The 4,235-nt window shown below is 38.0% G+C and carries 4 protein-coding genes and 1 pseudogene; 3 read left to right on the top strand and 2 right to left on the bottom strand.

Features of this window, described 5'->3' with window-relative positions; all coding sequences use genetic code 11:
- Nucleotides 1-431 (bottom strand): annotated as a pseudogene (locus ACNPNW_RS17855) (IS6-like element IS1006 family transposase); the annotation flags it as partial.
- A gap of 69 nt (nucleotides 432-500) precedes the next feature.
- Here ACNPNW_RS17855 and ACNPNW_RS17850 point away from each other — a divergent pair.
- The gene (locus tag ACNPNW_RS17850) at nucleotides 501-1,067 is read left to right on the top strand and encodes a recombinase family protein (RefSeq protein WP_000678311.1); all 567 of its coding nucleotides are present in this window, start codon (nucleotides 501-503) and stop codon (nucleotides 1,065-1,067) included.
- Between the two features lie 225 nt (nucleotides 1,068-1,292).
- Here the strand turns inward: ACNPNW_RS17850 and ACNPNW_RS17845 are convergent, their stop codons facing one another.
- Nucleotides 1,293-1,643, bottom strand: coding sequence for a DUF3147 family protein (locus tag ACNPNW_RS17845; protein WP_004644745.1), 351 nt, complete (start codon nucleotides 1,641-1,643; stop codon nucleotides 1,293-1,295).
- Nucleotides 1,644-1,833: 190 nt separating this feature from the next.
- Between ACNPNW_RS17845 and ACNPNW_RS17840 the strand changes: the two genes are divergently transcribed.
- Together ACNPNW_RS17840 and chrA are read left to right on the top strand one after the other, a co-directional pair.
- Complete coding sequence (locus ACNPNW_RS17840) at nucleotides 1,834-2,760, top strand: chromate resistance protein ChrB domain-containing protein (RefSeq protein ID WP_005098232.1); 927 nt, start codon at nucleotides 1,834-1,836, stop codon at nucleotides 2,758-2,760.
- Complete coding sequence (gene chrA / locus ACNPNW_RS17835; RefSeq protein WP_005098231.1) at nucleotides 2,757-4,106, top strand: chromate efflux transporter; 1,350 nt, start codon at nucleotides 2,757-2,759, stop codon at nucleotides 4,104-4,106. Before ACNPNW_RS17840 ends, chrA begins: the two co-directional genes overlap by 4 nt.
- Nucleotides 4,107-4,235: the final 129 nt, after the last annotated feature.

The raw sequence follows: 4,235 nt of genomic DNA, 5'->3' as shown, positions 1-4,235 counted from the left end.
CCATATGTGGGTGCTTTATCCGTGTTGATCACTTGTGGAATTTGCCACTTCTTCACATTATTTAAAATTTTTCCAAGAAAACAATATGCTGATTTGGTATTACGTCTAGAAGAAAGATAAAAATCAATGGTATCGCCACGTTGATCGACTGCACGATACAGATAAGACCATCGTCCATTCACTTTTACATAGGTTTCATCAATATGCCACGAGCTCAGATCTGTAGGATTACGCCAATACCAGCGTAAACGTTTTTCTATTTCAGGAGCATAACGTTGAACCCAACGGTAAATAGTCGTGTGATCAACATTCACACCCCGTTCGGCCAGCATTTCCTGCAGTTCACGATAGCTAATGCCATATTTACAATACCAGCGCACAGCCCAAAGAATGATTTCGCCCTGAAAATGCCGACCATGGAAAGGATTCATATGCTGCACCTTTAGCTAAAACAGTCTTCAGCTTACCATTCGTGGTTATTTGCAACAGTGCCTGAAAAAGTGAAAGGCCAAAAAGTAGGGTATGTCCGGGTAAGTTCTGTCGAGCAAAACACTGGACGTCAACTTGAAGGAATTGAGGTCGACCGGATTTTTGTTGACCGTGCTTCAGGTAAAAATACTGACCGACCTAAATTTCAGGAAATGTTGAACTATGTCCGGGAAGGGGACAGGGTGATTGTACATTCAATGGATCGTTTTGCGCGAAGCCTAAAAGATTTGGTCACTGAAGTAGATAAACTGGTCAAACGAGGGATCGCCATCCAGTTTGTAAAAGAAAATATTACTTTTACAGCCGAATCCACCCCGATGGATAATTTGATGCTTCAAATGATGGGTGCTTTTGCACAGTTCGAACGTGAGATCATTTTAGAGCGGCAAAAGGAAGGAATAAAACTCGCCTCTGCTCAGGGGAAGTACAAAGGTCGGGTGCATAAACTAAAGCCTGACCAAGCTGAAGCTTTACGACAAGCATGGAAGGAGGGGAAGTATCCATCGAAAATGGCATTAGGGAAAGCTTTTGGGATTAGTCGTCAGGCGGTATACCGATATTTACAAGTTAGTGAATAGCTTATTGGGATTAGCAACTAAATTTAGTTTAACTTATAAAAAACATGAAACACTGTTCGAATTTTAAGCGTGGAACATGAATAATCAATAAAAAGCCGCTCTGGTGCCTTACTTCCTAGAGCGGCTTAATCTAATATACTGAAATTTAATGATAAATATAAAGTGTTTCGTATAAGGTGTATTATGTTAATTTTAGAAAAACTAACATTCATGCCCCTAGTTCATTTATAGCAAATCAATACCGAAATGGTGCAATATAGCTGCCCATGCAAGAAAAAGAAGAATGGTCATTACGTAGCAAATGGCTAGAGATAGCCAAAATCCATAACGCTGATAAAGTATTGGGAATGCTAAAAACATAGGTAATGTCGGTACTACATACCAAAAGGTATACCAAGCATGATTTGAAATTTTCTGCGGGTCTTGATTCTCAAGTTTCATCCATATCAGCACAAGTATCGTTACGATAGGTAAGGCTGCAATCAATCCGCCTAGACGGTCACTACGTTTAGCAACTTCTGAAATAAGTATGACCATTCCAGCAGTTAGAGCGTACTTAGCAATAAGCCAGACCATGTGCATTTCCTAGATGAGTAGATTTATAAAGTTCTATTTTACAAACTGCTAAGTTATAAGCATCTGTTGAATTTACTATTAAAGGATAGAAAAATCTTTTATGACTTTTACATATATTCTTATTAAAGGAAAACTATTTTTAATCCTTTAAAATTGTTATAAGATAAACAAAATTTGTTGATTTTATAACATGAAAATATCATTACTGATCTCATCACTTCCCAGTCAAAGCACAACCGCAAGAATGCGAATTTGGCGTTCATTAAAGTCAAATGGTGCAGCAACTTTAAGAGATGGTGTTTACCTCTTACCCGAAGCACATTCTGAAAAATTCGAGTCTGTTGTTCATGATCATCTTAATGAACATGGGCATGCCTATATCTTTCAGACTGAACCTCCTGCACATTTAGACCTTGCTCAACTTTTCGACAGGACTGGAGAATATGAAGAACTGAGAACTGAAATTTCACAAATACAAAATACGCTTGAGGAAAATAAGAAAAAAGAACATCTCAAACAGATTCGAAAATTAAGAAAAAACCTCAATTCACTGATAGAAATAGATTTTTTCCCAAATACTCATCAAAGCAAAACACTGAATGAACTCACCCGATTAGAACAAGTTATTGCCCGGTTAGGTGAATACGATGAACCCAATAATTTTGAACAGCAATTAAAAGTCCTATGCAAGCAAGATTTTCAAAATAAAATCTGGGCAACCAGAAAGCGTCCTTGGGTTGACCGTTTGGCATCGGCATGGATCATTCAGAAATTTGTAGACCCTCAGGCAAAATTTATTTGGTTAGAGCATCCCAATGATTGCCCCAAAGATACCTTAGGTTTTGATTTTGATGATGCCCAATTTACCCATATCAATCATCTAGTCACTTTTGAAGTGTTAATGCATAGCTTTGAATTACAAACCCCTGCTTTAAATAAAATCGCTGAAATTGTTCATTTTTTAGATGTTGGGGGAAATGAGCCTGCCGAAGCCTTAGGCATTGAAAAAATCTTGCAAGGCTTAAGAAGCACGATCACAGATGATGATCAATTACTCCATCTTTCAAACCATATTTTTGATGGCTTATATGCAGACTTTCAAAGGAATTTAACATGAATAATAAGTCATCTTTAATAGATGAAACAGAAATTGAATCTATCAGCTTTTGGCAAGCATTCAAATTTTGGTTAAAACTGGGATTCATTAGCTTTGGTGGCCCTGCCGGGCAAATCGCTGTTATGCACCAAGAGTTAGTTGAAGAAAAAAAATGGATTTCAGAACAGCGTTTTATGCACGCATTGAATTATTGCATGCTCTTACCCGGCCCCGAAGCTCAACAACTTGCAACTTATATTGGCTGGTTAATGCATAAAACCAAAGGTGGCATCGTTGCAGGGGTTTTATTTGTTCTACCTTCTCTTTTTATCCTCATTGGGCTGTCTTGGGTCTATGTGAAATATGGCGACGTCCCGATCATTGCCGGTTTGTTTTATGGCATTAAGCCCGCAGTTGCCGCAATTGTATTTCATGCCACGTATCGTATTGGCAGTCGTTCATTAAAGAATAAATTTCTATGGGCGATTGCAGTTATCGCTTTTCTTGCAATATTTATTTTTAATATTCCTTTCCCTTTAATCGTTTTATGTGCAGCGATATCGGGTTATTTGGTCGGTAAAAAGTATCCTGATTTATTTAAGCTAAATGCACATCAGTCCAGTCAAAAATCCTATGGACGTGCAATTATTGATGATGATACCCCTACACCTGAACATGCTGTTTTTAAATGGTCTCATCTGATCAAAATAACTGTAATTTCAGCACTTTTATGGGCAATTCCACTCATCTCTTTAACAGCAGTTTTGGGATGGAGTCATTCTTATACTCAACTGGCTTGGTTCTTTACTAAAGCTGCACTTCTGACATTTGGTGGTGCTTATGCTGTTCTGCCTTACGTTTATCAAGGCGCTGTCGGTTTTTATCACTGGCTCACCCCAACTCAAATGATCGATGGTTTAGCCCTAGGTGAAAGTACTCCCGGCCCATTGATCATGGTGGTGGCTTTTGTCGGCTTCTTAGCAGCTTATAACCATTCGCTGTTGGGTGCTGAACATCAATTTATTGCAGGTGCATTAGGTGCAATCATCGTCACGTGGTTTACTTTTATTTTCTCATTTTTCTTTATCTTAGCCGGAGCACCTGTTATAGAGTCCACACACAATCAAATTAAATTTACTGCCCCTTTAACCGCCATTACCGCTGCCGTGGTGGGCGTAATTTTAAATTTGGCACTCTTTTTATGTTACCACGTGCTTTGGCCACAGGGTTTTGAAGGGAATTTTGATTATATCTCTGCCATTATTGCAATTTTAGCTGTAGTCGCATTATTTAAATTTAATCAAAGTGTGCTCAGAGTCATCATCGGTTCTGCTTTAGTGGGTTTAACGATTAAAATTTTACTATAAAGAATGAACACTAGAGGTATGGATAAAAAATCTATGCTTCTTTTGACACGATTCAAGGTATCTTCTTTCATATAAAAAATTAAAGAATATTCCACTAAATCACTCCCCATTTAACATAATGGCTGTTAT

It is taken from the genome of Acinetobacter endophylla (assembly GCF_053543775.1).
Note: the sequence above shows the minus strand (reverse complement) of the source record. Positions and strands in the feature narration are given on the sequence as shown.

What these genes read in the sequence shown, in the direction of transcription:
- chrA (WP_005098231.1), top strand. Translation starts at nt 2,757, where the DNA reads ATGAATAATAAGTCATCTTTAATAGATGAAACAGAAATTGAATCTATC.
- ACNPNW_RS17840 (WP_005098232.1), top strand. Translation starts at nt 1,834, where the DNA reads ATGAAAATATCATTACTGATCTCATCACTTCCCAGTCAAAGCACAACC.
- ACNPNW_RS17845 (WP_004644745.1), bottom strand. Translation starts at nt 1,643, where the DNA reads ATGGTCTGGCTTATTGCTAAGTACGCTCTAACTGCTGGAATGGTCATA.